Annotated in this window: 32 protein-coding genes; all 32 read left to right on the forward strand. The window is 69.3% G+C overall.

Going from position 1 to position 22,933, the window contains the following annotated elements; all coding sequences use genetic code 11:
- Positions 1-54 precede the first annotated feature (54 nt).
- The 32 genes from J8G10_RS12970 to rplO all read left to right on the forward strand — a co-directional run bounded on the left by J8G10_RS12970 (position 55) and on the right by rplO (position 22,868).
- The gene (locus J8G10_RS12970; protein ID WP_251445512.1) at positions 55-198 is read left to right on the forward strand and encodes a hypothetical protein; all 144 of its coding nucleotides are present in this window, start codon (positions 55-57) and stop codon (positions 196-198) included.
- 129 nt (positions 199-327) lie between these two features.
- Positions 328-1,476: an ABC transporter gene (locus J8G10_RS12975; protein WP_251445515.1), complete on the forward strand. Its 1,149-nt coding sequence runs from the start codon at positions 328-330 to the stop codon at positions 1,474-1,476.
- Positions 1,477-1,577: 101 nt separating this feature from the next.
- Complete coding sequence (locus tag J8G10_RS12980) at positions 1,578-2,012, forward strand: hypothetical protein (RefSeq protein ID WP_251445518.1); 435 nt, start codon at positions 1,578-1,580, stop codon at positions 2,010-2,012.
- Between the two features lie 261 nt (positions 2,013-2,273).
- The gene (locus J8G10_RS12985) at positions 2,274-2,921 is read left to right on the forward strand and encodes a spermidine/putrescine ABC transporter substrate-binding protein (RefSeq protein WP_251445521.1); all 648 of its coding nucleotides are present in this window, start codon (positions 2,274-2,276) and stop codon (positions 2,919-2,921) included.
- Between the two features lie 179 nt (positions 2,922-3,100).
- Complete coding sequence (locus J8G10_RS12990; RefSeq protein ID WP_251445524.1) at positions 3,101-3,577, forward strand: DUF2975 domain-containing protein; 477 nt, start codon at positions 3,101-3,103, stop codon at positions 3,575-3,577.
- A complete protein-coding gene (locus tag J8G10_RS12995; RefSeq protein ID WP_251445528.1) occupies positions 3,577-3,792 on the forward strand; it encodes a helix-turn-helix transcriptional regulator in 216 nt (71 codons plus the stop codon). Before J8G10_RS12990 ends, J8G10_RS12995 begins: the two co-directional genes overlap by 1 nt.
- Positions 3,789-7,727, forward strand: coding sequence for an SCO7613 C-terminal domain-containing membrane protein (locus J8G10_RS13000; protein ID WP_251445531.1), 3,939 nt, complete (start codon positions 3,789-3,791; stop codon positions 7,725-7,727). Before J8G10_RS12995 ends, J8G10_RS13000 begins: the two co-directional genes overlap by 4 nt.
- Positions 7,728-8,014: 287 nt before the next feature.
- Positions 8,015-8,383, forward strand: a complete 369-nt coding sequence (gene rpsL / locus J8G10_RS13005; RefSeq protein ID WP_017201609.1) for a 30S ribosomal protein S12 — start codon at positions 8,015-8,017, stop codon at positions 8,381-8,383.
- Between the two features lie 5 nt (positions 8,384-8,388).
- Positions 8,389-8,859: a 30S ribosomal protein S7 gene (gene rpsG / locus J8G10_RS13010; RefSeq protein ID WP_251445535.1), complete on the forward strand. Its 471-nt coding sequence runs from the start codon at positions 8,389-8,391 to the stop codon at positions 8,857-8,859.
- A 98-nt stretch (positions 8,860-8,957) separates the two neighbouring features.
- A complete protein-coding gene (gene fusA, locus J8G10_RS13015; protein ID WP_292883716.1) occupies positions 8,958-11,072 on the forward strand; it encodes an elongation factor G in 2,115 nt (704 codons plus the stop codon).
- Between the two features lie 157 nt (positions 11,073-11,229).
- Positions 11,230-12,420, forward strand: a complete 1,191-nt coding sequence (tuf, locus tag J8G10_RS13020; protein ID WP_251445538.1) for an elongation factor Tu — start codon at positions 11,230-11,232, stop codon at positions 12,418-12,420.
- A 267-nt stretch (positions 12,421-12,687) separates the two neighbouring features.
- The gene (locus tag J8G10_RS13025; RefSeq protein ID WP_251445541.1) at positions 12,688-12,912 is read left to right on the forward strand and encodes a hypothetical protein; all 225 of its coding nucleotides are present in this window, start codon (positions 12,688-12,690) and stop codon (positions 12,910-12,912) included.
- 508 nt (positions 12,913-13,420) lie between these two features.
- Positions 13,421-13,729 carry a 30S ribosomal protein S10 gene (gene rpsJ / locus J8G10_RS13030; RefSeq protein WP_017201594.1) on the forward strand — a complete coding sequence of 103 codons (309 nt, stop codon included), beginning with the start codon at positions 13,421-13,423 and terminating at the stop codon, positions 13,727-13,729.
- A 10-nt stretch (positions 13,730-13,739) separates the two neighbouring features.
- On the forward strand, positions 13,740-14,399 hold the full coding sequence (gene rplC, locus J8G10_RS13035) for a 50S ribosomal protein L3 (protein WP_251445543.1): 660 nt from the start codon (positions 13,740-13,742) through the stop codon (positions 14,397-14,399).
- 5 nt (positions 14,400-14,404) lie between these two features.
- Entirely contained in the window at positions 14,405-15,061 is a 657-nt protein-coding gene (gene rplD / locus J8G10_RS13040) for a 50S ribosomal protein L4 (RefSeq protein ID WP_251445546.1), read from the forward strand.
- Positions 15,058-15,375 carry a 50S ribosomal protein L23 gene (rplW, locus tag J8G10_RS13045; RefSeq protein ID WP_045249924.1) on the forward strand — a complete coding sequence of 106 codons (318 nt, stop codon included), beginning with the start codon at positions 15,058-15,060 and terminating at the stop codon, positions 15,373-15,375. The genes rplD and rplW overlap by 4 nt, the downstream gene beginning before the upstream one ends.
- 20 nt (positions 15,376-15,395) lie before the next feature.
- On the forward strand, positions 15,396-16,235 hold the full coding sequence (gene rplB / locus J8G10_RS13050) for a 50S ribosomal protein L2 (RefSeq protein ID WP_251445550.1): 840 nt from the start codon (positions 15,396-15,398) through the stop codon (positions 16,233-16,235).
- A gap of 12 nt (positions 16,236-16,247) precedes the next feature.
- On the forward strand, positions 16,248-16,529 hold the full coding sequence (rpsS, locus tag J8G10_RS13055; RefSeq protein WP_251445553.1) for a 30S ribosomal protein S19: 282 nt from the start codon (positions 16,248-16,250) through the stop codon (positions 16,527-16,529).
- Positions 16,529-16,909, forward strand: coding sequence for a 50S ribosomal protein L22 (rplV, locus tag J8G10_RS13060; protein ID WP_159574850.1), 381 nt, complete (start codon positions 16,529-16,531; stop codon positions 16,907-16,909). The genes rpsS and rplV overlap by 1 nt, the downstream gene beginning before the upstream one ends.
- The gene (gene rpsC, locus J8G10_RS13065) at positions 16,909-17,664 is read left to right on the forward strand and encodes a 30S ribosomal protein S3 (protein ID WP_233312362.1); all 756 of its coding nucleotides are present in this window, start codon (positions 16,909-16,911) and stop codon (positions 17,662-17,664) included. The genes rplV and rpsC overlap by 1 nt, the downstream gene beginning before the upstream one ends.
- Complete coding sequence (gene rplP / locus J8G10_RS13070) at positions 17,664-18,083, forward strand: 50S ribosomal protein L16 (protein WP_251445556.1); 420 nt, start codon at positions 17,664-17,666, stop codon at positions 18,081-18,083. Before rpsC ends, rplP begins: the two co-directional genes overlap by 1 nt.
- Complete coding sequence (gene rpmC, locus J8G10_RS13075; protein ID WP_251445559.1) at positions 18,083-18,397, forward strand: 50S ribosomal protein L29; 315 nt, start codon at positions 18,083-18,085, stop codon at positions 18,395-18,397. The genes rplP and rpmC overlap by 1 nt, the downstream gene beginning before the upstream one ends.
- Positions 18,397-18,714: a 30S ribosomal protein S17 gene (gene rpsQ, locus J8G10_RS13080; RefSeq protein WP_052674221.1), complete on the forward strand. Its 318-nt coding sequence runs from the start codon at positions 18,397-18,399 to the stop codon at positions 18,712-18,714. Before rpmC ends, rpsQ begins: the two co-directional genes overlap by 1 nt.
- Positions 18,711-19,079, forward strand: coding sequence for a 50S ribosomal protein L14 (rplN, locus tag J8G10_RS13085; RefSeq protein ID WP_045271048.1), 369 nt, complete (start codon positions 18,711-18,713; stop codon positions 19,077-19,079). The genes rpsQ and rplN overlap by 4 nt, the downstream gene beginning before the upstream one ends.
- A gap of 3 nt (positions 19,080-19,082) precedes the next feature.
- Complete coding sequence (rplX, locus tag J8G10_RS13090) at positions 19,083-19,442, forward strand: 50S ribosomal protein L24 (protein WP_233312360.1); 360 nt, start codon at positions 19,083-19,085, stop codon at positions 19,440-19,442.
- The gene (gene rplE / locus J8G10_RS13095) at positions 19,442-20,032 is read left to right on the forward strand and encodes a 50S ribosomal protein L5 (protein ID WP_251445562.1); all 591 of its coding nucleotides are present in this window, start codon (positions 19,442-19,444) and stop codon (positions 20,030-20,032) included. The genes rplX and rplE overlap by 1 nt, the downstream gene beginning before the upstream one ends.
- Before the next feature lie 140 nt (positions 20,033-20,172).
- The gene (rpsH, locus tag J8G10_RS13100; RefSeq protein WP_251445565.1) at positions 20,173-20,571 is read left to right on the forward strand and encodes a 30S ribosomal protein S8; all 399 of its coding nucleotides are present in this window, start codon (positions 20,173-20,175) and stop codon (positions 20,569-20,571) included.
- A 6-nt stretch (positions 20,572-20,577) separates the two neighbouring features.
- Entirely contained in the window at positions 20,578-21,114 is a 537-nt protein-coding gene (gene rplF, locus J8G10_RS13105) for a 50S ribosomal protein L6 (protein WP_251445569.1), read from the forward strand.
- A 2-nt stretch (positions 21,115-21,116) separates the two neighbouring features.
- Positions 21,117-21,476 (forward strand): 50S ribosomal protein L18, encoded by a 360-nt coding sequence (gene rplR, locus J8G10_RS13110; protein ID WP_285814326.1) that lies wholly within the window; start codon positions 21,117-21,119, stop codon positions 21,474-21,476.
- Complete coding sequence (rpsE, locus tag J8G10_RS13115; RefSeq protein WP_374208780.1) at positions 21,473-22,162, forward strand: 30S ribosomal protein S5; 690 nt, start codon at positions 21,473-21,475, stop codon at positions 22,160-22,162. The genes rplR and rpsE overlap by 4 nt, the downstream gene beginning before the upstream one ends.
- Positions 22,162-22,347, forward strand: coding sequence for a 50S ribosomal protein L30 (gene rpmD / locus J8G10_RS13120; RefSeq protein WP_045249910.1), 186 nt, complete (start codon positions 22,162-22,164; stop codon positions 22,345-22,347). The genes rpsE and rpmD overlap by 1 nt, the downstream gene beginning before the upstream one ends.
- Positions 22,347-22,868, forward strand: a complete 522-nt coding sequence (gene rplO, locus J8G10_RS13125; RefSeq protein ID WP_082072167.1) for a 50S ribosomal protein L15 — start codon at positions 22,347-22,349, stop codon at positions 22,866-22,868. Before rpmD ends, rplO begins: the two co-directional genes overlap by 1 nt.
- The last annotated feature ends 65 nt before the right edge of the window (positions 22,869-22,933 follow it).

Genomic DNA, 22,933 nt, shown 5'->3' on the forward strand with positions numbered 1-22,933 from the left:
ACGCGCCCCGCGCGCCCTCCCGCTCGGACGCGGGAGCGCTCGTAGGCTCGAGACATGGCTCGGATCGGCGGTCGCAGCACTCCGCTCGCGTGGCTCGCCGGCGTGGTCTGCGCGGGCGTCGTGGCCGGCCTCATGTACCTCGCGGCGCCCATGGGCCCCGTGATGCTGAAGTATTTCGGAGATCTGCTGGGGCGCTGACGCCGGTCCACCGGTCGCGGAAGGAGTGCGGGGCGACGTCCGGCATCAGCGGTTCCCGGCATGCCTGCGCCCTGCGGCGACGAGCCGGAGTTAGCCTCGGAGCACCGCATCCGCGATGGAGGAGCACCCATGAGTGACCACGAGGTTTCGAAGCCGGCGCAGGCGCACGACGTCGACGACGCCGTGGCCGCCGCGTCCGAGGCGGACGCCCAGGCCGCCGCCGACGCGCAGGACGCCGCGCCGACCCCGGCAGACCCGACCGCCGAGGCGTCGCCGGAGCCCGAGGCAGAGGCCGCGCCCGTGGCCGAGCCGGTGACCGAGCCCGAGCCGGTGGCCGAGTCCGAGCCCGCGCAGCCCGACCACGCCGCTGTCGCGCAGAGCGCCAACGAGAGCCTCGCCGAAGCGGCGCGCGCCGCCGACGCCGCCTCCGAGGCGGGCGGCGCGGCGACCGAGCAGGCGCCTGCGGAGCCGAAGCCGGTGGAACCGAAGCCGGTGGATCACGACCTCGCCGCCTTCGAGGAGGCCGAGGCCGCGTACCCCGGAACCTTCGGCGGCACGTTCACCCCGCCGGCACCCACCGTGGCGGAGACGACCGTCATCGAGAGCCCGACCACCGCCGTCGGCGTCGATGACGACGCCCGCACCCAGGTGCTCGTCCCGCCGCCGGCCACCGTCGTGGCCCCCGCGGTCGTGGCCCCCGCCGCGGTGATCGACGCGCCCCCGATCTTCGTCCAGGCGCCCGAGGCGCCCCGGGAGCGCGGCAACCGCGGCGCGATCTTCGGCATCGGCCTGCTGGCCGCGATCGCGTTCGCGATCCTGTACCTGGGCACCGCGCTCGGCATCGCCGCGATCAACGGCACCGTCACGACGGACAACGTCGGCACGGTCGTGCTCGACCAGCTGAGGACCGCGGGGCTCTGGGTTCCCGTCGCCGCCTTCGCGATCGGCTTCTGGCTGCTCGGCGGCATCATCAACCGCGGACGCTGGGGCTTCTGGGTCGTCTTCGGCATCATCGTCGGCGTCTTCGCTTACGGCGGGCATGTGCTCGGCGCGATCGGATCGGTCGAGTTCTGGAAGCTCGGCGGATCCGAGATCTCGGGTCTCGCCGCCGCTCAGCTGCTGTCGCCGCTCGCGATCGCCGCCTTCGTCTTCGGGCGCGAGCTCACGATCTGGTTCGGCGCCTGGGCTGCGCGCACCGGCGCCCGCCGCACCGCTCAGAACGAGGAGGCGCAGCGCGAGTACGAGCGCGTCCTCGAAGCCGGTCCCCAGCTGCCCTAGCGGCCGGATCCGGCCCGCACGGCCAGGAGTGCATCACGGACGACATCACGCCGAACCCCCGCGAGCCGGAGCCCGCGGGGGTTCGCCCTGTCCTCGCCTGGGTGATCGGCGTCGTGTCCTTCTTCGCGCTCGTGATCATGGGCCTCGGGGCGCTGAGCCTCTTCGCCGAGCAGGACATGATCTCGGTGCCCCGGCTCGGTCAGCTGCCGGGCGTGCTGGGCATGGTGCTCGGCGTGCTCGTGTTCGCGCTCGCCCTGTGGGCCGTGCTCGCCGACCGGCGCCCGTCGTTCGTCGCGACCGTGTTCCTCGCCCTCGGGGCGGCGCTCGCGCACCTCGGCGGAGTGTGGGCGGCGGCGGTGGCCGAGGGCGCCGGTGCGGTCGGCGCGACCGCCGCCGCGGGACAGCTCGTGCTGGGAGGCGCGAGCGCGGTGATCGTCGTGGCGGCGCTCATCGCGGCCTGGCTCGCGATCGCGCTGCGGCGCACGGCGGCGCGCGCACCGCGCTGGCCCTGGGAGAAGGACGACGACGGGGCGTGAGCATCCCGCGCCCCGGGATCCGCGGCATGTCGTCATCCGCCCGGGATCAGGTCCGTTGACCGGGAGAGGGCGGATCCGGCCGGATCCCCCTGTTCTGGGTCGATCGACCTCCTCCCGGTCAAGACGTCCACCGGCCGCCGGCAGCTTGCCACCCGGTCGAGACGTCCACCGGCCGCCGGGCGCCGGGACCGGGCAGGGGGCCGTGTCGCGGATCTCGCGTGCCGCCGCCTCCCGGGCGTGTCCGCCCCGTACGCTGGAGGCGTGGAGCGCTCGCTGGAGACGCAGGTGGACCAGGCCGTCGAGGCCTGGCTGCGCTGGGTGCCGCGCTGGGAGCCCGCGACGCATCGCGGGCGGGTCGCTCCGTGCCGTCGCTGCCTGGGATCGCCGGTGCTGTCCGCCGCAGGCATCGGGGCCAACGTGCCGCACGGCGTGCAGCACGGGCTGTCCACCCGGATCAAGGGCATCGTCGACCACGCCGTCGCCGAATACACCGCGCGGAACCTGCCGATGCTGCAGGGCGAGCTCGACCAGCAGGCGGCCCGCAACCGCGCTCGCGCCTATCGGCCCACGGAGGACCTCGAGCCGGAGTACGAGGGCATGCCGCTGGATCCGGATCCGGTGCCCGGCGCCCCGTTCCTGTTCACGCTCGCCGGGATGGCGGACGAGGACGCGGGGGAGCTGCCGCCGCTGCCGCCGCTCAGCGATGAGGCGAAGGCGGCCCTGCGCCACGAGGTCGCGCTGGCCGACGACTACGCGAACGTCGTGGGCCGCGAGATCTGCGGCCTGCTGCTGCGTCACCGGCTGCGCGTGCAGGCCGCGATCTCGGAGTACGTGGAGCCGCAGATCGAGGCGATGCTCGCCGAGCTCACCGAGGCCCTGGACTCGCCCTTCGATCCCGACACGCTCTGACGCCCTTCGATCCCGCCACGCTCTGACGCTCCGGGGTGGCGAGCAGGTCGGATCCCTCGCCCGGGTGGCGCGATCGCGCAGCCGAGCGTTCGCTGGGAGTCCGGGGTGCGGCTGGCGTCGGCGCATTCGCATGGCTATCGTTTTTCGATAGATACAGATCGCTTTTCGATAGGAGCCCCATGCAGCCCCGGATCACCGCCTCGCTCAAGGCGCTCATCGTCGTCCTGCTCGCGCTGCTGCTCTCCACCCAGGTCTTCCTCATCCCCGGCGTCGCGCTGCTCGCCGCCGAGCGCAACCCCGACCTCGCCTATTTGGCGGTGCCGGGCATCGTCGGAGGCATCGTGCTCGTCGCCCTCATCGAGATCGTGCTGATCTGCGTCTGGCGGCTGCTCTCACTCGTGCGCGAGGACCGGATCTTCAGTCAGGACGCGTTCCGGTACGTGGACGTCATCATGGCGACGATGGCCGCGTCCGCGGTGCTCATCGCCGGTGCGGTGGTGGTGCTCGCCTTCGGCCGGGCCGTCAACCCGTCGATCCTCCTGCTCGGCGTCGTCGGAGTCGTGATCGGCATCGCCCTGGCCCTCCTCGTCGGCGTGATGCGCGGTCTGCTGCGCAAGGCCCTCGAGCTCGAGCAGGATCTCTCCGAGGTCGTCTGATGCCCATCGTGATCGATCTCGACGTGCAGCTCGCGAAGAAGAAGATGAGCGTGCAGGAGTTCGCCGACGCGATCGGGATCACTCCCGCGAACGTCGCCGTGCTCAAGAACGGTCGCGCCAAGGCCGTGCGCTTCACGACGCTCGACGCGATCTGCCGGGTGCTGGAGTGCCAGCCGGGTGAGATCCTGCGCTGGATCCCCGAGGAGGACGCATGACCGCGCCCTGGGCGGCCGACGCGATCTCGCGGCTGGACGACGACACCCGCTGCCCGGTCTGCGGCACCGGCGTGACCGGATCCTCATGCACCGTCTGCGGCGCCGACTTCCGCGGGCCCGAGGCGCTGGGCGTGTGGCGGGCGTCGCGCGACGCGGCGGAGGCGCTGCGGCGCCGGGAGCTTCTCGTCGCCGGCCTGCCCCGGGTGCGTCCCGCGGACCGAGACGCCCGGGCAGGCGCCCCGGGAGGCGCAGCGCAGGTCCAGGGCGTCGACTCCGTCGCGGGCGGAGCCGGTGGCGAGGTCGGTGGGTCGTCGCCGTCGCCGTCGCCGTCGGCGTCGACGATGCTCGGGCCGCGGCCTGCTGCGAGCGGCGACTCCGGGGGAGATGCCCCGCTGCAGTCGCTGCTCTCGCTCGCGGGCGCGGGACTGGTCGGCACGGCGGCGATCGTGTTCAGCTTCTTCACGCCGGATCTGCTCGAGGCGGTGCGCACCGCGATCGTCGCGGCGACCGGGGCGCTGTTCGCTCTCGGCGCCGTCGTGCTCGCCCGTCGCCGGCTGCGCTTCTCGGCCGAGACCGTCGCCGGCCTGGCCCTGGTGTTCGTCGCGCTCGCGGCGCACGGGGTGGTGACCGCGGCGACGGGCATGGACCCCTGGATCCTCGGCGCGCTGCTGACCGCGGCGGCGTCGGGGACGCTTCTCGCGTTCGCCGGACGCGCCGGCCTGCGTCTCTGGCTCTGGGCGGGGGTGGTCGGGCTCTCGCTGGCTCCCGCGATGCTCGCCGGCGTCGCCGGGGCCGGAGACTGGGCGCCTCTCGCGTTCATCGCCGCCGCGTTCGTGGCGAGGGGAGAGGTCGCCCTGCTGCCGCGGATCGGGGCGCGCTTCCCGGATCCGCGCGCCGAAGGCTCTGCGGCGGCGATCGTCGACGATGCCGCGACACCGCCGGGCGCACGGAAGGAGCCCGCGCCGGCGGATCCGGCGCGGGAGGAGCTCCCCTCGTCGCCGTCCGCCGAGACGGCGCCCTCGCGCCGCCCCACGGCCCCGTTCGCTGTCGAACGCGGCTCGCTGATCGCCGTCCAGGCCTTCGCGATCGCCACCGTGCTCGCGATCAGCGCGGGGCGCCTGGTGCTGTTCTCGGGCGGTGTGCCCGTGCTCGCGCTCGCCGCGGTGCTCGTCTGCGTGCATGCACTGCTCTCCGCCCGGCAGGGGGCCGCGGCGGGATGGAGCATCGTGGCCGGCGTCGCCGGTTCCGGCGCACCGGTGCTCGTCGCCCTGAGCGTCGCGCCCGGGATGAGTGTCCCCTGGTTCCTCGTGATCTGCGCCGCCGGCGTCGGACTCGGGCTCGTGCTGCTCGGCGCGGTGCTGCCGCTGCCGCGCGGGGTGCGGCCGGTCGCGGTCGCCGCCGGGGCGACGGGGGTGCTGGCGGTGGCGCTGCTTCCCGGGGTGATGTTCGCGGCGTTCGCCGGCGTGACCACGCTCTCGCGGCTCGCCGTGCGCTCCGAGTCCCCCGCCGCCGTGCCGGTGCCGGAGGGCGGGTGGGCGTTCGTCGCGAGCCTCGCCATCGGGGCCGCGGCGCTGGGTGGCGTCGCGGTGCCGTCCGGGCGCCGGAGCGCGATGTTCCGGAGGACCTTCGCGACCCTGGCGATCCTGCCCGCGGCGCTCGCCGTGCTGGCCGTCGGAGGGTCGGGACTGCTTCCCGCCTGGTTGCGCATCGGCATCCTCCTTGTCGCCGGGGTCGCGATCGCGCTGGCCGTGCGCGTGCCGCGGCCGCGGGTCGGCGAGCTCGCCCGGGCGCTGCTGATCCTGGTCGCCCATCTCGACGTGCTGCTCGCCGCTCTCGTCGGCGCCGCGGATCCCGTCCTCATGCCGCTGGCCGGGACGGTCGCCATCGCGGCGCTCTTCGCCCTCGGCGCCGCACTGCCGCCGGGCTGGCGGTTCGGGCTGGTCGGCGTCGGGTTCGGCTACGCGCTGGTCGTGCTCGCGGCGGCGCTCGGCCAGGCGGGGCTCGGCGGCGTCGCGCTGCTCAGCCTCACCGCGACCGCAGGGCTGCTCGCCGTCGCGGTCATCACCGTGCTGCCGTTCGTCCCGGCGCGCTCGTGGCTGGCGGCGCTCGTGGTCGCCGCGGCGCCGTTCGCGATCGGGGTCGCCCAGGTGGTCGTGGAGCGCAGCGGATGGACGGCTCTGCCGACGGCCGCCATGGCGGTGCTCGCGGTGCTGCTCATGGCCACGGGGCGCGACGGCGCCGTGCCGGCGGTGCGGCTGCTCGCTGCCGCGGTGCTGGTGCCGTCGCTCGCCGTCTCCGTGCTGTGCCTGGGGGCGCAGCTGCTGCCGACGAGCGCCTCGCCCGTGGTGCTGCCGCTCATCGCCGCGCTGGTCGCCGGCGTGCTGCCGTGCACGCGCCGGATCCGCGTCGTGCTCGCGGAGCGCGGGGTGGGACGGATCCTCGCGGCCCAGCTGCAGCACGCGCTCGAGGCGGGGGCGCTGCTCACCGGCGCGCTCGCCGTGCTGCTGGCGGTGGTGCGGCCGGCGGCGGGATTCGGCACGGCCTGCCTCGTGCTCGCCGTGCTGGCGGCGGGGGCCGGCATCGCCGCGATCACCACGCGACGGCGCCACCTGCGCGCGGTCGCGGCGGCGGCCGCGACGGGCGCGCTCTGGTCGGCGTGCGCCGCGGCGGGGGTGACGCTCGCGGAGGCGTATCTGCTGCCGCCGTCGCTCGTGGCGATCGCGCTGGGGATCGTCCGGGCGCTGCGCGGCGGACGCGGGGGAGCGCTGGTCGCGGCGGGGGCGGGCGGCGCGGTGCTGCCGATGCTGGTGCTCATCAGCGTGGGCGATGCGGCCGGCTCGGCCTGGCGCACCGGTCTGCTGATCGCAGCGTCCTGGGGGATCGCCGCGGCGGGGCTGCTGCTCCGGCGCCGCCTGTGGACCGACGACGGGGACGGAGCCGCCGGGGGGACGTCGATCGTGGCACGACGGCTGCGGTCGGCGGGGTCGTGGCTGTGCGCGGCGGCGATGGCGGCCGGTCTCGCGGGGACGTCGCAGGCGATCCTGCTGGCGCGGGGGAGGGGAGTCGCGCCGCTGCTGCCGGAATCGCTGCTGCCGGCGCCGCTCTTCCTCGCCTGCCTCGCCCTCTCCGCGGCGGGCGGGACCGGGATGGCGATGGCCGCCGCCGGGCTGCGCGGCATCGCCTCCGATGCCGCCGTGCGCGGCGCGCGATGGCTGTTCGTCCCCGCGGCGCTGGCCGTGACGGCCGGCGTCTGGCCGGCGATCCGGCGCGACTGGTTCTCGATCTGGGGGATGTGGGCGCTGATGATCGTCGTCCTCGTCGCCCTGGTGATCGCCGCCCGACGGGCCGCACGCGGGGACCGCGCCGCGGTGCCGGTGTGGGTGCTCTTCGGGCTCGCCTTCGTGACCGCCGTCGTCGCGTGGAGCCCCCGCGATCTGCGGGTCGAGTGGTTCTCCCTCCCGCTGGGGCTGTTCCTGCTTGCGGCGGGGATGCAGGCCGGATCCGCGCGCGCTGCGTCGACGGCGGCGGCCTCCGCACCGGCGGGGCCCTTCGCGGGCCTGCACGACTGGCCGAGCCGAGCCCGCGGATCCTGGGCGCTGCTCGGACCCGGGATCGTCGTCACCCTGCTCGCATCGGTCGTCTCGACCTTCACGGATCCGCTCACCTGGCGGGCGATCCTGGTGATGGGCCTCGCCCTGGTCGCGATCCTCGTGGGGGCGACGCGGCGGCTCGCCGCCCCGTTCCTCATCGGCCTGATCGTGCTGCCGATCGAGAACGTCTTCGTGTTCGCGGTGCAGATCGGGCGCGGGATCGAGTCGATGCCGTGGTGGATCACGCTCGCGGTGATGGGCGCGGTGCTGCTCATCATCGCGACGACGGCGGAACGCCGCGCCGAGCACGCCACGATGACCGCGCGGCTGCGCGATCTGCGCTGAGCGGAGCAGACGCCCCGGGACGCCGGCGGGGTCGGGAGACGGCCCGGCCGGCACGGGTTCGCCGCGACCCGGCGCGCCGTGTCCCGTCCATTTGACCGCCGTGTTACCGCGCATTACCATAGAGCGGGTATGCGTGCGTCTTGACGCGCGCGTACCGGGCACCGGCATTCGCCGGTTCCGCCCCCACGGCATACCCACCATCCAAACGCGCACCGTCGTCCGGCGTGCGGGTGGGTCTGATGTGAAACCCATCACGCTGTCACCGTGCAGCACAACAAGGAGAAGCAGTGCCAACTATTCAGCAGTTGGTTCGCAAGGGTCGTTCGCCGAAGGTCACCAAGACCAAGGCTCCCGCCCTGAAGTCGAACCCGCAGCAGGCCGGCGTGTGCACCCGCGTGTACACCACCACCCCGAAGAAGCCGAACTCGGCGATGCGCAAGGTCGCTCGTGTGAAGCTCCGCAACGGCACCGAGGTCACCGCGTACATCCCCGGTGAGGGCCACAACCTGCAGGAGCACTCGCTGGTGCTCGTGCGCGGTGGTCGTGTCAAGGACCTCCCCGGTGTCCGCTACAAGATCGTCCGTGGCGCCCTGGACACCCAGGCCGTCAAGAACCGTAAGCAGGCTCGTTCCCGCTACGGCGCGAAGAAGGGTTGAGTTAGATGCCTCGTAAGGGCCCCGCCCCCAAGCGCCCCGTCGTCAACGACCCGGTCTACGGCGCACCGATCGTCAGCCAGCTGGTCAACAAGATCCTCATCGACGGCAAGAAGTCGCTCGCTGAGGCCATCGTCTACGGCGCCCTCACCGGTGTCGAGGCGAAGAACGGCCAGGATGCCGTCGCGACCCTGAAGAAGGCTCTCGACAACATCCGTCCGACCCTCGAGGTCAAGAGCCGCCGCGTCGGCGGTTCGACCTACCAGGTCCCGGTCGAGGTGAAGCCGCACCGCGCGAACACCCTCGCCCTCCGCTGGCTCGTCAGCTACGCCAAGAGCCGTCGTGAGAAGACCATGACCGAGCGTCTCCAGAACGAGATCCTGGACGCCTCGAACGGCCTGGGTGCCGCGGTCAAGCGCCGCGAGGACACTCACAAGATGGCCGAGTCGAACCGCGCCTTCGCGCACTACCGCTGGTAATCACCAGTCGGGCCGGGATCGGATCCGCAGAGGATCCGGTCCCGGCACCCCACACTTTCCTTCGTCGCGTGACGACAGCAAGAAGATAAGGACACCCCGTGGCACAAGAAGTGCTCACCGACCTGAGCAAGGTCCGCAACATCGGCATCATGGCGCACATCGATGCCGGTAAGACCACGACGACCGAGCGCATCCTGTTCTACACGGGTGTGAACCACAAGCTCGGCGAGACCCACGACGGCGCCTCGACGACCGACTGGATGGAGCAGGAGAAGGAGCGCGGCATCACGATCACGTCCGCCGCCGTGACCTGCTTCTGGAACAAGAACCAGATCAACATCATCGACACCCCGGGTCACGTGGACTTCACGGTCGAGGTGGAGCGCTCGCTCCGCGTCCTCGACGGTGCCGTCGCCGTCTTCGACGGCAAGGAGGGCGTCGAGCCCCAGTCCGAGACCGTGTGGCGTCAGGCCGACAAGTACAACGTCCCCCGCATCTGCTTCGTCAACAAGATGGACAAGCTCGGCGCGGACTTCTACTACACCGTCGACACCATCGTGAAGCGCCTGGGCGCCAAGCCGCTCGTGCTGCAGCTGCCGATCGGCGCGGAGAACGACTTCGTCGGCGTCGTCGACCTCATCGAGATGCGTGCGCTGGTCTGGCCCGGCGACGCCAAGGGTGACGTGACCATGGGCGCCTCGTACGAGGTGCAGGAGATCCCGGCCGAGCTCAAGGACCGCGCTGAGGAGTACCGTCAGCAGCTGCTCGAGACCGTCGCCGAGACCGACGACGTGCTGCTCGAGAAGTTCTTCGGCGGCGAGGAGCTCACGATCGCGGAGATCAAGGGCGCCATCCGCAAGATGGTCGTCGCGAGCGAGATCTACCCCGTGCTCTGCGGCTCCGCGTTCAAGAACCGCGGCGTGCAGCCGATGCTCGACGCGGTCGTCGACTACCTCCCGTCCCCGCTGGACGTGCCCGCCATCGAGGCGCACGACCCCAAGGACGAGGAGAAGGTCATCGAGCGTCACCCCGACGCCAACGACCCGTTCGCCGCGCTGGCCTTCAAGGTCGCCGTGCACCCGTTCTTCGGTCGCCTCACCTACGTGCGCGTCTATTCGGGTCACCTCGACTCCGGCGCCCAGGTCATCAACTCGACCAAGGGCAAGAAGGAGCGCATCGGCAAGATCTTCCAGATGCACGCCAACAAGGAGAACCCGGTCGACTCGCTCACCGCGGGCAACATCTACGCCGTCATCGGCCTGAAGGACACCACCACCGGTGACACCCTCGCCGACCCGGCGCAGCCCGTCGTCCTCGAGTCGATGACGTTCCCGGAGCCGGTCATCGAGGTCGCCATCGAGCCGAAGACCAAGGCCGACCAGGAGAAGCTGGGCACCGCGATCCAGAAGCTCGCCGAAGAGGACCCGACGTTCCGCACGGAGCTCAACCCGGAGACCGGTCAGACGACCATCAAGGGCATGGGCGAGCTGCACCTGGACATCCTCGTGGACCGCATGAAGCGCGAGTTCAAGGTCGAGGCCAACGTCGGCAAGCCGCAGGTGGCCTACCGCGAGACGATCAAGAAGGCCGTCGAGAAGCACGACTACACCCACAAGAAGCAGACGGGTGGATCGGGCCAGTTCGCCAAGATCCAGTTCACCATCGAGCCGCTCGAGGTGACCGCGGAGCAGACCTACGAGTTCGTCAACAGCGTCACCGGTGGCCGCATCCCGCGCGAGTACATCGAGCCGACCAACCAGGGCTTCCAGGACGCCATGGCCACCGGAGCCCTCGCGGGCTACCCGATGGTCGGTGTCAAGGCGACCCTGATCGACGGCGCGTCGCACGACGTCGACTCCTCGGAGATGGCGTTCAAGATCGCCGGCTCGATGGGCTTCAAGGAGGCCGTCCGCCGCGCGAACCCCGTGCTGCTCGAGCCGCTCATGGCCGTCGAGGTCCGTACTCCCGAGGAGTACATGGGCGACGTCATCGGCGACCTGAACTCGCGTCGTGGCCAGATCCAGTCGATGGAGGACGCCCAGGGCGTCAAGGTCGTGCGCGCGTCGGTCCCGCTGTCCGAGATGTTCGGCTACATCGGCGACCTGCGTTCGAAGACCTCCGGTCGTGCCGTCTACTCCATGGAGTTCGACAGCTACGCCGAGGTCCCGCGCGCCGTCGCCGACGAGATCATCCAGAAGACCAAGGGCGAGTAAGCCCTAGGAGCCTGGCGGATCCGGGCCCCGGTCACGGGTCCGCCAGGCACTCAGACAACTTCACATCGTCTCTCTACTAAACTGAGAATCACACCCGTAGGAAAGCGGTCACAATCCAGTGCCCGGTGCCCCTACATGACGTCCTGAGGAGGACCCAGTGGCTAAGGCCAAGTTCGAGCGGACCAAGCCGCACGTGAACATCGGAACGATCGGTCACGTCGACCACGGCAAGACCACGCTCACCGCTGCGATCTCGAAGGTGCTCGCCGACAAGTTCCCGTCGGCCACCAACGTTCAGCGCGACTTCGCGTCGATCGACTCCGCTCCCGAGGAGCGTCAGCGCGGTATCACGATCAACATCTCGCACGTCGAGTACGAGACCCCGAAGCGTCACTACGCTCACGTCGACGCGCCCGGTCACGCCGACTACATCAAGAACATGATCACCGGTGCGGCGCAGATGGACGGCGCGATCCTCGTGGTCGCGGCCACCGACGGCCCGATGGCGCAGACCCGTGAGCACGTGCTGCTCGCCAAGCAGGTCGGCGTGCCGTACCTGCTCGTCGCGCTGAACAAGGCCGACATGGTCGACGACGAGGAGATCCTGGAGCTCGTCGAGCTCGAGGTCTCCGAGCTGCTCGCCAGCCAGGGCTTCGACGAGGCGGCTCCGGTCGTCCGCGTCTCCGGCCTGAAGGCCCTCGAGGGTGACGAGAAGTGGACCCAGTCCATCCTCGACCTCATGGAGGCCGTCGACAACTCGATCCCCGACCCGGTGCGCGACAAGGACAAGCCGTTCCTGATGCCGATCGAGGACGTCTTCACGATCACCGGTCGTGGCACCGTCGTCACGGGCCGCGCCGAGCGTGGCACCCTCGCGATCAACTCCGAGGTCGAGATCGTCGGCATCCGCCCGACGCAGAAGACCACGGTCACGGGTATCGAGATGTTCCACAAGCAGCTCGACGAGGCGTGGGCCGGCGAGAACTGCGGTCTTCTCCTCCGTGGCACCAAGCGCGAGGACGTCGAGCGCGGCCAGGTCGTGGTGAAGCCGGGTTCGATCACCCCGCACACCGAGTTCGAGGGCACCGCGTACATCCTGTCCAAGGACGAGGGTGGCCGCCACAACCCCTTCTACACGAACTACCGCCCGCAGTTCTACTTCCGCACCACGGACGTCACCGGCGTCATCTCGCTGCCCGAGGGCACCGAGATGGTCATGCCCGGCGACACCACGGACATGAAGGTCGACCTGATCCAGCCGATCGCCATGGAAGAGGGCCTCGGCTTCGCGATCCGTGAGGGTGGCCGCACCGTCGGCGCCGGCACGGTGACCAAGGTCATCAAGTGAGTCGGGCCGGCTCAATGCGTCAGCGTTGAGCCGGCATCGACTCAGGTTGAGCGAGCACTGCGAAGCAGCGCGAGTCGAAACCTGCGTCAGACCGCACAGGGGTCGGGCCTTCGGGTCCGGCCCCTTTGTCGTCCCCGCCGTGCATCGGCTCCCTCCCTCGGCGCCACTCGGATCCTGCGTCGGATCGGGTCTTGTCGAGGCCCTGGTCCGCCGTGCAGAATGGCCACGTGCGGGCCGACAGTCGGCTCGATCGAGGGAGGGAACCCCATGGGTCTCGGAGACGCCATCAACGACGCGGTGAACAAGGGCAAGGAGTTCTTCGAGGAGAACAAGGAGAAGGTCGAGGAGCTGCTGCACAGCGAGCAGGCCGAAGGCATCAGCGACACCGTTCTGGGTGGCGCCGCCGACCTCGCCAAGAAGGTCGCTCCGGGTGCCTCCGAGCAGATCGACGGGGTGCGCGACAACCTCGACAAGCAGGTCGGCAACGAGTGACGCGTTCCGCGCAGCACTGACATCTCGCGAAGGGCGGGAGCTTCGGCCCCCGCCCTTCGTCGTGCCCGCGGGCGTGCGACACGCCGGACACGCCGTCGACGACACGCCCGAGTTTGCGACACGCCCGGGCTGCACGTAGACTGTTGAGGTTCCACATTCCGGTGTGCGTCCCGATGCGCGCCGGATCACTGTCAGGGCAGTGCACAGACGGCGCCCTTCCTCCGGGAAGCGAGCGCAGGGATCTGGGCCGCGGGCAGCAGAACACACAACCGACACCTCCTCACCGAGGCCTCGCCATGTGCGGGGGTCGGCTTCCGCGAGTCGTGAGGCTCCGGGCTGACAGCAGAACAGTGGTGCGCCCCTTCGACGGGCTCAGGGAACGGATCCTCGGATCCGCGACACGGGCCGGGAGGAGGAGTGCGAAGGCGCAGACCGCGCCGTCGCGCGTCCAATGCCCCCGGACCACCGGGTCCGGGCAGGTAAGACGCTTGAAGAGAGAGAGCAGACAATGGCGGGACAGAAGATCCGCATTCGCCTGAAGTCGTATGACCACGAGGTCATCGACACGTCGGCCCGCAAGATCGTCGACACCGTGACCCGTGCGGGCGCGACCGTCGTCGGCCCGGTGCCGCTTCCGACCGAGAAGAACGTCGTGTGCGTCATCCGGTCGCCCCACAAGTACAAGGACAGCCGCGAGCACTTCGAGATGCGCACCCACAAGCGTCTGATCGACATCGTCGACCCGACGCCGAAGGCCGTTGACTCGCTCATGCGTCTCGACCTTCCTGCTGACGTCAACATCGAGATCAAGCTGTAAGGGGATCACGATGGTCGACATCAACGCAAAGATTTCCAAGGGCCTGCTCGGCACCAAGCTCGGCATGACCCAGGTCTGGAACGAGAACGGCAAGCTGGTCCCGGTCACCGTGATCGAGCTGGCCCCGAACGTGGTCACCCAGATCCGCACCCCCGAGAAGGACGGCTACAACGCCGTGCAGATCGCGGCCGGTCAGATCGACCCGCGCAAGGTCACGCAGCCCCTCGCCAAGCACTTCGAGGCCGCCGGGGTCACCCCGCGCCGCCACGTCACCGAGATCCGCACCGCGGACGCCGGCGACTACACGCTGGGCCAGGAGCTCACCGTTGAGGGCACCTTCGAGGCCGGCCAGCTGGTCGACGTCGTCGGCACCAGCAAGGGCAAGGGCTTCGCCGGTGTCATGAAGCGCCACAACTTCAAGGGCGTGTCCGCTTCGCATGGTTCGCACCGCAACCACCGCAAGCCCGGTTCCATCGGTGCTTCCTCGACCCCGAGCCGTGTCTTCAAGGGCATGCGCATGGCCGGTCGTATGGGTGGCGAGCGCGTGACCGTCCTCAACCTCACGGTGCACGCCGTCGACGCCGAGAAGGGTCTGCTGCTCGTCAAGGGCGCCGTCCCCGGTGCCCGCGGCCGCATCGTCTACGTCCGCAACGCAGTGAAGGGTGCCTGAGTCCCATGGCTGACACCACTCTGACGCTCGACGTGTTCGCCGGCGGCAAGAAGACCGGTACGGTCGACGCCCCCGCCGCGATCTTCGACGCCAAGACCAACGTTCCGCTGATCCACCAGGTCGTCGTCGCGCAGCTCGCCGCGGCACGCCAGGGCACCCACTCGACCAAGCGTCGCGGTGAGGTCTCCGGTGCCGGTCGCAAGCCCTTCAAGCAGAAGGGCACGGGTAACGCCCGTCAGGGCTCCATCCGCGCGCCGCACATGACCGGCGGTGGCATCGTCCACGGCCCGAAGCCGCGCGACTACTCGCAGCGCACCCCCAAGAAGATGATCTCCGCCGCCCTCGTGGGTGCGCTGAGCGACCGCTTCCGCGGTGAGCGCCTGCACGTCGTCGAGTCCTTCGGCATCGAGGGCAAGCCGTCCACCAAGACGGCCGCCGCCTACCTGAAGTCGCTCCCGGGCAAGAACCTCCTCGTGGTCATCGACCGCGAGGACGACCTCACCGCCCTGAGCGTCCGCAACCTGGCCGCCGTGCACGTGCTGTACGCCGACCAGCTCAACGCCTACGACGTGGTCAACTCCGACGACATCGTCTTCACCAAGGCGGCCTTCGACGCGTTCGTCGCGCTGAAGTCCGGCGCAACCGAGGAGGTCTCCGCATGAGCGACAACATCCTCGCCGCGGCTGCCAACAAGGACCCGCGCGACATCATCCTGAAGCCGGTCGTCTCCGAGAAGAGCTACGGCCTGATCGACGAGGGCAAGTACACCTTCCTGGTGGACCCCCGCGCCTCCAAGACCGAGATCAAGCTCGCCATCGAGAAGATCTTCGACGTCAAGGTCGCGAGCGTCAACACGATCAACCGCGTCGGCAAGGCCCGCCGCACCCGCTTCGGCACGGGCAAGCGCAAGGACACCAAGCGTGCCATCGTCGCCCTGAAGTCGGGCACCATCGACATCTTCACGGCAGTGAACTGACCGGGGGATAAGGACAGAACATGGCTATTCGCAAGTACAAGCCCACGACCCCGGGTCGCCGCGGCTCGTCGGTGGCTGACTTCGCCGAGATCACCCGATCGACGCCGGAGAAGTCGCTGCTGCGTCCGCTCAGCAAGACCGGTGGCCGCAACAACCAGGGCCGCATCACGACCCGTCACATCGGTGGTGGCCACAAGCGCCAGTACCGCGTCATCGACTTCCGTCGCAATGACAAGGACGGCATCGACGCCAAGGTCGCTCACATCGAGTACGACCCCAACCGCACCGCGCGCATCGCGCTGCTGCACTACTTCGACGGCGAGAAGCGCTACATCATCGCCCCGAACAAGCTGAAGCAGGGCGACGTCGTCGAGTCGGGTGCCGGCGCCGACATCAAGCCGGGCAACAACCTCCCGCTGAAGAACATCCCGACGGGTACCGTCATCCACGCCATCGAGCTCCGCCCCGGCGGCGGCGCGAAGATGGCCCGTTCGGCCGGCGCCTCCGTGCGTCTGGTCGCGAAGGACGGCCCCTACGCCCAGCTGCGTCTGCCCTCGGGCGAGATCCGCAACGTCGACGCGCGCTGCCGTGCGACGATCGGCGAGGTCGGCAACGCCGAGCAGTCCAACATCAACTGGGGCAAGGCCGGCCGCAAGCGCTGGAAGGGCGTCCGCCCGACCGTCCGCGGTGTCGCGATGAACCCGGTGGACCACCCGCACGGTGGTGGAGAGGGCAAGACGTCCGGTGGACGTCACCCCGTCTCCCCGTGGGGCCAGGCTGAGGGGCGCACCCGTCACGCCAACAAGGAAAGCGACAAGTACATCGTGCGTCGTCGTAACGCCGGCAAGAAGCGCAAGTAGGAGTAAGAGAAGATGCCTCGCAGTCTTAAGAAGGGCCCCTTCGTCGACGAGCACCTGCTTCGCAAGGTGGTCGGTCAGAACGATGCCGGTACCAAGAACGTCATCAAGACCTGGTCGCGCCGGTCGATGATCATCCCCGCCATGCTGGGACACACCATCGCCGTGCACGACGGACGCAAGCACATCCCCGTGTTCGTGTCGGAGAGCATGGTCGGTCACAAGCTGGGCGAGTTCGCGCCCACCCGCACCTTCCGCGGCCACGTGAAGGACGACAAGAAGGGGCGGCGCCGCTAATGGTCGAATCCATCGCACGCGTGAAGCACATCCGCGTGACCCCGCAGAAGGCTCGTCGTGTCGTCGCCCTCATCAAGGGCAAGCAGGCGCAGGAAGCCCTCGCCATCCTGAAGTTCGCGCAGCAGAGCGCCTCCGAGCCGATCTACAAGCTCGTGCACTCCGCCATCGCCAACGCCCAGGTGAAGGCCGACCGCGACGGCGAGTTCCTCGATGAGCAGGACCTCTACGTCAAGAACGCCTTCGTGGACGAGGGGACGACGCTGAAGCGTTTCCAGCCCCGCGCCCAGGGTCGCGCGTTCCAGATCAAGAAGCGCACGAGCCACATCACGGTCGTGCTGGCAACCCCCGAGGTCGCCAAGAACGAGAAGGCGAGCAAGTAATGGGACAGAAGGTAAACCCCTACGGCTTCCGCCTCGGCATCACCACGGACCACGTGTCCCGGTGGTTCTCTGACTCGACCAAGCCGGGTCAGCGCTACGCCGACTACGTCGCCGAGGACATCAAGATCCGCAAGCTCCTGCAGACGCAGCTCGACCGCGCCGGCGTGAGCAACATCGAGATCGAGCGCACCCGCGACCGCGTGCGTGTGGACATCCACACCGCGCGTCCCGGCATCGTCATCGGCCGCCGCGGCGCCGAGGCGGAGCGCATCCGTGGCGACCTCGAGAAGCTCACGGGCAAGCAGATCCAGCTGAACATCCTCGAGGTGAAGAACCCCGAGGCCGACGCTCAGCTCGTCGCCCAGGGCATCGCCGAGCAGCTCTCTGCTCGTGTCGCGTTCCGTCGTGCCATGCGCAAGGGCCTCCAGGGCGCCCAGCGCGCCGGCGCGAAGGGCATCCGGATCCAGGTCTCGGGCCGCCTCGGCGGCGCGGAGATGAGCCGGTCGGAGTTCTACCGCGAGGGTCGTGTGCCGCTGCACACGCTGCGCGCGAACATCGACTACGGCTTCTACGAGGCCAAGACCACCTTCGGCCGCATCGGCGTGAAGGTCTGGATCTACAAGGGTGACCTCACCAACAAGGAGCTTGCCCGCGAGCAGGCCAACGCACCGAAGTCCCGTCGTGACGACCGTGGTGGCGACCGTCGCCGCGGCCCGCGCAACGAGGCTCCCGTCGCAGAAGGAGCGTCTGCCTGATGCTTATCCCTCGTAAGGTCAAGTTCCGCAAGCAGCATCACCCCAAGCGTGATGGTGCGGCCACCGGCGGCACGAAGGTCTCCTTCGGCGAGTTCGGCATCCAGGCCCTCACCCCCGCTTACGTGACCAACCGTCAGATCGAGTCCGCTCGTATCGCGATGACGCGTCACATCAAGCGTGGTGGAAAGGTGTGGATCAACATCTACCCCGACCGTCCGCTCACGAAGAAGCCGGCCGAGACCCGCATGGGTTCCGGTAAGGGTTCCCCCGAGTGGTGGGTCGCCAACGTCAAGCCGGGTCGCGTCCTCTTCGAGGTCGCGGGCGTCAACGAGGAACTCGCTCGTGAGGCCCTGACCCGTGCCATTCACAAGCTGCCGCTCAAGGCACGCATCATCAAGCGCGAGGAGGGCGACGCGTAATGGCGATCGGCACCAAGGAGCTCGGTGTGACCGAGCTCGACACGTTCGAAGACCAGCGCCTCGTCGAGGAGCTGCGCAAGGCCAAGGAGGAGCTGTTCAACCTCCGTTTCCAGTCGGCCACCGGCCAGCTGGAGAGCCACGGCCGCATCCGCGCCGTCAAGCGCGACATCGCGCGCCTGTACACCGTGATCCGCGAGCGCGAGCTGGGCATCCGTGCGACGCCCGCTCCGGTCGAGGCTCCGGCCAAGAAGGCGTCCAAGGCAAAGGCGAAGAAGGCCGAAGAGGCTGACGCGCCGAAGGAGGAGGCCGAGTAATGGCTGAGAAGAAGGCTGCTGCCGCAGAGGCAGAGGTCGTCTCGCACGACGTGCGCGACGCCGACGCTCGTGGCTACCGCAAGTCGCGCCGCGGCTACGTCGTCAGCGACAAGATGGACAAGACCATCGTCGTCGAGGTCGAGGACCGCGTGAAGCACCCGCTCTACGGCAAGGTCATCCGCCGTACGACCAAGGTCAAGGCGCACGACGAGAACAACACCGCCGGCATCGGCGACCTCGTTCTCATCAACGAGACCCGCCCGCTGAGCGCCACGAAGCGCTGGCGTCTGGTGGAGATCCTGGAGAAGGCAAAGTGATCCAGACCGAGTCCCGACTCAAGGTCGCCGACAACACCGGCGCCAAGGAGCTGCTCACCATCCGCGTGCTCGGCGGCTCCAGCCGCCGCTACGCGGGCCTGGGCGACATCATCGTCGCGACGGTGAAGGACGCGATCCCCGGTGGGAACGTGAAGAAGGGTGACGTCGTCAAGGCCGTCATCGTCCGCACCAAGAAGCAGACCCGCCGTCCCGACGGCTCGTACATCAAGTTCGACGAGAACGCCGCCGTGATCCTGAAGAACGACGGGGAGCCCCGCGGCACCCGCATCTTCGGCCCGGTGGGTCGTGAGCTCCGTGACAAGAAGTTCATGAAGATCGTCTCGCTCGCCCCGGAGGTGCTGTAACTCATGGCGAACATCAAGAAGGGTGACCTGGTCCAGGTCATCACCGGCCGCAAGCAGGAAAAGGGCGGCGACCGCGGCAAGCAGGGCAAGGTCCTCGAGGTCCTCGTCGAGCAGAACCGCGTGATCGTGGAGGGCGTGAACTACGCCACCAAGCACACCCGCGTCGGCCAGACGCAGCGCGGCACCAAGACGGGCGGCATCGAGACCATCGAGGCCCCCATCCACATCTCGAACGTCGCCCTGGTCGACCCCGAGACGAAGAAGCCGACCAAGGTCGGTCACCGCGTCGAGGAGCAGGTCAAGGACGGCGTGAAGCGCACGGTCCGCGTGCGCTACGCGAAGAAGAGCGGTAAGGACCTCTGATGGCGGCTGCTGACGCCGCGGGCGCTGTCAAGGTGCAGCCCCGCCTGAAGGCGAAGTACAACAACGAGATCAAGAAGGCTCTGCAGGACGAGTTCGGCTACGAGAACGTCATGCAGATCCCCGGCCTGGTCAAGGTCGTCGTCAACACCGGTGTCGGTGAGGCGGCTCGCGACTCCAAGGTGATCGATGGTGCGGTCGACGACCTCACCAAGATCACCGGCCAGAAGCCGATCGTCACGAAGGCCCGCAAGTCCATCGCGCAGTTCAAGCTGCGCGAGGGTCAGCCCATCGGCGCGCACGTCACCCTCCGCGGTGACCGCGCCTGGGAGTTCGTGGACCGCCTCGTGAACCTCGCACTGCCCCGTATCCGCGACTTCCGTGGACTCTCGGACCGGCAGTTCGACGGCAACGGCAACTACACCTTCGGTCTCACGGAGCAGAGCGTGTTCCATGAGATCGATCAGGACAAGATCGACCGCGTCCGCGGTTTCGACATCACTGTCGTCACCACGGCGAAGAACGACGACGAGGGCCGGGCGCTGCTCCGCCACCTCGGCTTCCCGTTCAAGTCGAACGACGCGCAGGCGTAAGTCACGCACCGAAGGCCGGATCCGACAGGATCCGGTCTTCGGGCGTGTCTCGCTTGACGTACAATTGAAAATTGCGTGCTCATCGCAGGCCGTCTGCCGTGTAACGGCAGCCGGAACCTCATGAACGAAAGAAGACAACTATGACGATGACAGACCCGGTCGCAGATCTGCTGACCCGTCTGCGCAACGCGAACTCGGCGCACCACGACTCCGTGACCCTGCCGTCGAGCAAGCTGAAGACCCACATCGCCGAGATCCTCCAGCAGGAGGGCTACATCGCCGGCTGGGAGGTCTCCGACGCCCGTGTCGGCAAGAACCTCACCATCTCGCTGAAGTACGGCCCGAACCGCGAGCGGTCGATCGCCGGCATCAAGCGCGTCTCCAAGCCCGGTCTCCGCGTGTACGCGAAGTCGACCGAGCTGCCCAAGGTTCTCGGTGGCCTCGGCGTCGCGATCCTGTCCACCTCCTCGGGGCTCCTCACGGACCGCCAGGCAGAGCAGAAGGGCGTGGGCGGAGAAGTTCTCGCCTACGTGTGGTGATCTGAAATGTCGCGTATTGGACGACTTCCCATCGAGATCCCCGCGGGCGTGACCGTTTCGGTCGACGGCCGTGAGATCACGGTGAAGGGCCCGAAGGGCGAGCTCTCGCTCACCGTGGCCTCCCCCATCGAGGTGTCGGTCGAGGAGAACCAGGTTCTCGTCACCCGTCCGGACGACGAGCGCGCTTCGCGTTCGCTGCACGGTCTGACCCGCACGCTCATCAGCAACGACATCATCGGCGTGACCCAGGGCTACTCCAAGGGCCTCGAGGTCGTCGGCACCGGTTACCGCGTGCAGCAGAAGGGCGGCTCGGTCGAGTTCGCCCTCGGCTTCTCGCACCCGGTCCTGATCGACCCGCCCGCCGGCATCACCCTGACGGTCGAGGGCACCAACAAGCTCACCGTCAGCGGCATCAGCAAGCAGGCCGTCGGCGAGGCGGCTGCGAACATCCGCAAGATCCGCAAGCCCGAGCCGTACAAGGGCAAGGGTGTGCGCTACGCCGGCGAGGTCGTGCGTCGCAAGGCCGGAAAGAGTGGTAAGTAACCATGGCTATCAAGACGAAGTCCGACGCCCGCTCGCGTCGTCACGCCCGCCTTCGCAAGAAGGTCCAGGGCACCGAGGCGCGTCCGCGCCTGGTCGTCACCCGTTCGGCCCGCCACGTCTTCGTGCAGCTGGTCGACGACAGCAAGGGCCACACCGTGGCCAGTGCCTCCACCCTCGAGACCGACCTGCGCGCGTTCGACGGTGACAAGACCGCCAAGGCCCGCAAGGTCGGCGAGCTCGTCGCCGAGCGCGCGAAGGCCGCCGGTGTCTCGGAGGCCGTGTTCGACCGCGGTGGCAACCGGTACGCCGGTCGCGTCGCGGCCATCGCCGATGGCGCCCGTGAAGGGGGGCTGGCACTGTGAGTGACATCAAGGAGAACGAAGTGACCGAGACGGCTCCTGCCGCCGAGAACGCGGCCGGTTCCGAGGCTCCGCAGCGCGACGAGCGCCGCGGCGGCCGTGGTGGCCGCGACCGCGGCCAGGGCGGTCGCGACCGCAACTCCCGCGACCGGGGGGACAACCAGTTCCTCGAGCGCGTGGTGACCATCAACCGCGTGTCGAAGGTCGTCAAGGGCGGCCGTCGCTTCAGCTTCACCGCGCTCGTCGTGGTGGGTGACGGCAACGGTCTCGTGGGCGTCGGCTACGGCAAGGCCCGCGAGGTCCCCCTCGCCATCTCGAAGGGCGTCGAGGAGGCCAAGCGCAACTTCTTCCGCGTGCCGCGCTCCGCGTCGACCATCCCGCACCCGGTGCAGGGCGAGGCCGCTGCCGGCGTCGTGCTGCTGCGTCCGGCCGCTGCCGGTACCGGTGTCATCGCCGGTGGTCCGGTCCGCGCCGTGCTCGAGTGCGCCGGTATCCACGACGTGCTGTCGAAGTCGCTCGGTTCGTCGAACACGATCAACATCGTGCACGCGACGGTGGAGGCCCTGAAGCAGCTCGAGGAGCCCCGTGCGGTCGCCGCGCGTCGTGGCCTCGAGTTCGACCAGGTCGCCCCGGCGCGTCTCGTCCGCGCAGAGGCTGAGGCCATCGCTGCGCAGAAGGCAGGTGCCTGATGGCTGCGCGCCTCAAGGTCACGCAGGTCAAGTCCAAGGTGAGTGAGAAGCAGAACCAGCGCGACACGCTGCGTTCGCTCGGCCTCAAGCGGATCGGCGACTCGGTCGTCCGTCCCGACGACGCCCAGACCCGCGGTTACGTCCGCGCGGTCGCTCACCTCGTCAAGGTTGAGGAGATCGACTAATGGCTGAGAAGAAGGAAGCGGCCACCAAGACCGCAGCCAAGAAGCCGGCCGCCAAGAAGGCCGAGGAGACCACGGTCTCCCGTCCCGGCGTCCTGAAGGTGCACCACCTGCGTCCGGTCCCCGGCGCCAACACCGCGAAGACCCGTGTCGGTCGCGGTGAGGGCTCCAAGGGCAAGACCGCCGGTCGCGGCACCAAGGGCACCAAGGCCCGCAACACCGTCCGCGTCGGTTTCGAGGGTGGGCAGATGCCGCTGCACATGCGCACCCCGAAGCTCCGCGGCTTCAAGAACCCGTTCCGCGTGGAGTACCAGGTCGTGAACCTGGAGAAGCTCGCCGAGCTCTACCCGAAGGGCGGGGACGTCACCGTCGCCGACCTCGTGGCCAAGGGCGCGGTTCGCAAGAACGAGAAGGTCAAGGTCCTGGGCAACGGCGACATCGCCGTGGCTCTGACCGTGTCGGTCGACAAGGTCTCCAGCTCCGCGGAGCAGAAGATCGTCGCCGCCGGCGGATCCGTCAAGTAACAAGCGTCGAGAGGGGCCGGAGATTTCTCCGGCCCCTCTTGCGTTACCCTGGGTAATTGACTGTC

Origin of the sequence: Microbacterium sp. USTB-Y (genome assembly GCF_023703415.1) — a bacterium.
Taxonomy (GTDB): domain Bacteria; phylum Actinomycetota; class Actinomycetes; order Actinomycetales; family Microbacteriaceae; genus Microbacterium.

Bases quoted from the DNA above. Each gene is read 5' to 3' on its own strand.
- J8G10_RS12970 (WP_251445512.1), top strand. From the start codon at position 55: ATGGCTCGGATCGGCGGTCGCAGCACTCCGCTCGCGTGGCTCGCCGGC.
- J8G10_RS12975 (WP_251445515.1), top strand. From the start codon at position 328: ATGAGTGACCACGAGGTTTCGAAGCCGGCGCAGGCGCACGACGTCGAC.
- J8G10_RS12990 (WP_251445524.1), top strand. From the start codon at position 3,101: ATGCAGCCCCGGATCACCGCCTCGCTCAAGGCGCTCATCGTCGTCCTG.
- J8G10_RS12995 (WP_251445528.1), top strand. From the start codon at position 3,577: ATGCCCATCGTGATCGATCTCGACGTGCAGCTCGCGAAGAAGAAGATG.
- J8G10_RS13000 (WP_251445531.1), top strand. From the start codon at position 3,789: ATGACCGCGCCCTGGGCGGCCGACGCGATCTCGCGGCTGGACGACGAC.
- rpsG (WP_251445535.1), top strand. From the start codon at position 8,389: ATGCCTCGTAAGGGCCCCGCCCCCAAGCGCCCCGTCGTCAACGACCCG.
- J8G10_RS13025 (WP_251445541.1), top strand. From the start codon at position 12,688: ATGGGTCTCGGAGACGCCATCAACGACGCGGTGAACAAGGGCAAGGAG.
- rpsJ (WP_017201594.1), top strand. From the start codon at position 13,421: ATGGCGGGACAGAAGATCCGCATTCGCCTGAAGTCGTATGACCACGAG.
- rplC (WP_251445543.1), top strand. From the start codon at position 13,740: ATGGTCGACATCAACGCAAAGATTTCCAAGGGCCTGCTCGGCACCAAG.
- rplD (WP_251445546.1), top strand. From the start codon at position 14,405: ATGGCTGACACCACTCTGACGCTCGACGTGTTCGCCGGCGGCAAGAAG.
- rplW (WP_045249924.1), top strand. From the start codon at position 15,058: ATGAGCGACAACATCCTCGCCGCGGCTGCCAACAAGGACCCGCGCGAC.
- rplB (WP_251445550.1), top strand. From the start codon at position 15,396: ATGGCTATTCGCAAGTACAAGCCCACGACCCCGGGTCGCCGCGGCTCG.
- rpsS (WP_251445553.1), top strand. From the start codon at position 16,248: ATGCCTCGCAGTCTTAAGAAGGGCCCCTTCGTCGACGAGCACCTGCTT.
- rplV (WP_159574850.1), top strand. From the start codon at position 16,529: ATGGTCGAATCCATCGCACGCGTGAAGCACATCCGCGTGACCCCGCAG.
- rpsC (WP_233312362.1), top strand. From the start codon at position 16,909: ATGGGACAGAAGGTAAACCCCTACGGCTTCCGCCTCGGCATCACCACG.
- rplP (WP_251445556.1), top strand. From the start codon at position 17,664: ATGCTTATCCCTCGTAAGGTCAAGTTCCGCAAGCAGCATCACCCCAAG.
- rpmC (WP_251445559.1), top strand. From the start codon at position 18,083: ATGGCGATCGGCACCAAGGAGCTCGGTGTGACCGAGCTCGACACGTTC.
- rpsQ (WP_052674221.1), top strand. From the start codon at position 18,397: ATGGCTGAGAAGAAGGCTGCTGCCGCAGAGGCAGAGGTCGTCTCGCAC.
- rplX (WP_233312360.1), top strand. From the start codon at position 19,083: ATGGCGAACATCAAGAAGGGTGACCTGGTCCAGGTCATCACCGGCCGC.
- rplE (WP_251445562.1), top strand. From the start codon at position 19,442: ATGGCGGCTGCTGACGCCGCGGGCGCTGTCAAGGTGCAGCCCCGCCTG.
- rpsH (WP_251445565.1), top strand. From the start codon at position 20,173: ATGACGATGACAGACCCGGTCGCAGATCTGCTGACCCGTCTGCGCAAC.
- rplF (WP_251445569.1), top strand. From the start codon at position 20,578: ATGTCGCGTATTGGACGACTTCCCATCGAGATCCCCGCGGGCGTGACC.
- rplR (WP_285814326.1), top strand. From the start codon at position 21,117: ATGGCTATCAAGACGAAGTCCGACGCCCGCTCGCGTCGTCACGCCCGC.
- rpmD (WP_045249910.1), top strand. From the start codon at position 22,162: ATGGCTGCGCGCCTCAAGGTCACGCAGGTCAAGTCCAAGGTGAGTGAG.
- rplO (WP_082072167.1), top strand. From the start codon at position 22,347: ATGGCTGAGAAGAAGGAAGCGGCCACCAAGACCGCAGCCAAGAAGCCG.